1 protein-coding gene is annotated in these 1,841 nt (G+C 41.9%); it reads left to right on the top strand.

The window, feature by feature from the left end; translation table 11 throughout:
- The coding region (locus HMPREF1039_RS08060; RefSeq protein ID WP_007390314.1) for an autotransporter outer membrane beta-barrel domain-containing protein at window positions 1-1,841 on the top strand (1,841 nt) is incomplete at both ends.

Genomic DNA, 1,841 nt, shown 5'->3' with positions numbered 1-1,841 from the left:
CCAAAGACGGACTCATTATGGGCGGTCAGGAAATTACGAATGTTAAAGCCGGTACGAAAGACAATAGTGCCGCCACAGTAGGACAAATAAATACGGCGAAAAACGAACTGAAAACGGAAATTGATAAGAAAGCAGACAAAGATGCCGGTAATATAGGTGATACAGAAAGAACTGCATGGGCAACTAAACTCGGTACGGGAAAAGTGGAAGCGAATGACGCAAATCTTGTAACCGGTGGCACAGTTCAAGCTGCATTGAACCCGGTCAAGACACAAGCGGAAACAAATGCAACCAATATTACAGGATTGACTACTCGTGTAGGTAAAAATGAAAGTGACATCAAAACATTGCAAGGGGGATTTACTCTCCAAGATGCCAATAAGATAGTCGGTAAACAAACCGTCACAGCAGGAAGTATGGTAACCGTAACAGGAGATAAATACGTTAAAGCAACAGTGAATGATAAAGGTCTGACACTGGGGCTTAATGAAGATGCCCTGAACAGCCAAATCAATACGCAGATTACAAGCAATAGCACCGTAACAGGGAAGATGTCTGCATGGAAACTCAAGGCTAACGGAGTGAAAGGCGAAGGAACGGTGAATAATACGGATAACACCGTTACCTTTGACGTGGAAACAGATAAAGGACTGACCGTAAGCCGTGTCGGAAACACGATCAAGTACGGCATTAATGCAGATAAATTCGCTTCTACCGTTACAAATACTATTAATAATAATACGAATGCAACGGCAATCACGAATATTTCCGCTAAGTTCTCTGTGACAGACGGTACGAATACGAAAGAGGTTAACTTAGGCAAAGGCAAGAATAATAATGTCAAATTCGTGGGAGAAGCAGGGAAAATTAATGTTGCTGTTGGCGGAGATAATGATGCACCGACGGTAACCGTAGGATTAGCTAAGACATTTACAGATAGTGTTGCCAATAATACGACGAATATTGCTACCAATACAAGTACTATAAATAATATAACGAAGAAATTGACCGCCGGATTCAACGTGGCAGGAGATACCGGAAAAAGTAGCGTGTCGTTAGGTGGAGAGAAAGCGCCGACCGTGACTTTTGCCGGTGATGCAAATATTACGAGCAAAGTAGACGGAACGACGGTAACGTATGGATTAAATAATGCGTTGACAAATATGAACAGCATTACCTTTGCCGCGCCTACTGCACAAGTAGGAAAAACGAGCAAAGCATTGACCATTAACGGTACAGCAGGAACGATTACGGGATTGACGAATACGACCTGGAACGCAGAAATTCCGGATGATTTGGATCTTAGCCAAGCCGCTACACAAGGGCAGTTAAAAGAATTACAGCAATCCATTAAAACTACATCGGAACAGTTAAGCGGAAAATCTGATTTCGCCTTAGAAAGGGGAACGTACAAAGTAAATAACGGGAATGTCACCTTAAAAGTAAAAAATGGAAATGCAAAAGGCGATAGTAGTTATGATGTGACGATTCAAGATGTAGCGAGTGCGCAAGCCACAACAGATGCATTAAATACTAAAGCAAATAAAGACGCCACAAATATAGATTCGTCGGTATGGCTCACAAAATTAGGCTTAACCGATGCGATGCATGGCTTTAAAGTCAAAGCAGGAACAGGCGCTGAACAAGAAATTAAAAATGGAAACACCGTTACCTTTGACGCAGACACAGATAAAGGACTGACCGTAAGCCGTGAGGGAAACACGATTAAGTATGGCATTGAAGGCAGTAAGATTGATTTAACGAATAATACGGCGATTACAAATATCAATAATACACTGAAAGAAGATAAAGCGACGGTAGTAGCAGGCGATTATGTCACT

This window comes from Megasphaera lornae, from assembly GCF_000214495.1.
GTDB classification, from domain to species: Bacteria; Bacillota; Negativicutes; order Veillonellales; family Megasphaeraceae; genus Megasphaera; species Megasphaera lornae.
This window is presented reverse-complemented; position numbering and strand designations above follow the sequence as displayed.